The sequence below is a fragment of the Streptomyces sp. AC627_RSS907 genome (assembly GCF_019049165.1).
The window spans coordinates 1-752 of record NZ_JAGMUE010000620.1; the positions used below are offsets into that span (position 1 = coordinate 1).

At 74.6% G+C, this 752-nt stretch carries 1 protein-coding gene; it reads right to left on the reverse strand.

The window, feature by feature from the left end:
- The coding region (locus tag KUM32_RS37450; protein WP_217146308.1) for a hypothetical protein at positions 1-752 on the reverse strand (752 nt) is incomplete at both ends.

Genomic DNA, 752 nt, shown 5'->3' on the forward strand with positions numbered 1-752 from the left:
CCACCGGGTGGTCCGCCGGCGCGTGCAGCAGCGCGTACTGGGCGCCCTCGATGGCACGCGTGACGACCACGCTTCGGTACAGGCCCTGCACCAGGTTGGCCTCCGGGAGGTGCTCGAAGACCGCGAACAGGGGCAGCGCCGGCAGCAGGCTCTTGTCCGGGGCCCCGGCCGCCGCCTGCTGCGCGAAGGCGTCGGCCAGCTCCTTGGAGCCGTGCCACTTCTCGCACCAGTAGTGCAGGGCGGCCAGGTGCGCGCCCATGTGCGCCGGGGCGCGGTCGCGGATCTTGGCCCACAGCTCCTCGAAGTCGGCCTGCCGGTAGCCGAGGCCACGGGCGATGCCCAGCTCGACGAGGTAGGGGACCGGGTCGCCGGGGGCCAGCAGGGCGGCTTCGCCGCAGACCGTACGGGCCTCCTCCAGGATCATCGTGAAGTCCTCGGAGCCGGAGTCCCGCAACGCCTGGCGGACCAGGAACTCCGCGTGCACCGCGGCACCGCCCGGGTCCTTCGGCGCCTCGACCCGCCAGGTGCGCAGCCACACGCCGCCCTGCCCCGGGTTGATCGCCAGCTCGTGCACGGCCGCGCCCGCCAGCGTCTGCACCCGCTGCCAGCGCAGCTCGGACGTGGCGTCGGTGTGCGCGAGCAGCCGCGAGACGGGCCGCCAGTCCTGGGAGCTGGCCACCTCGGCCAGCGTCGCGACCAGCTCCTCGTCGGGCCCGGGCAGCCGCACGTCGAGCCGCTCCACGGGCAGAAAG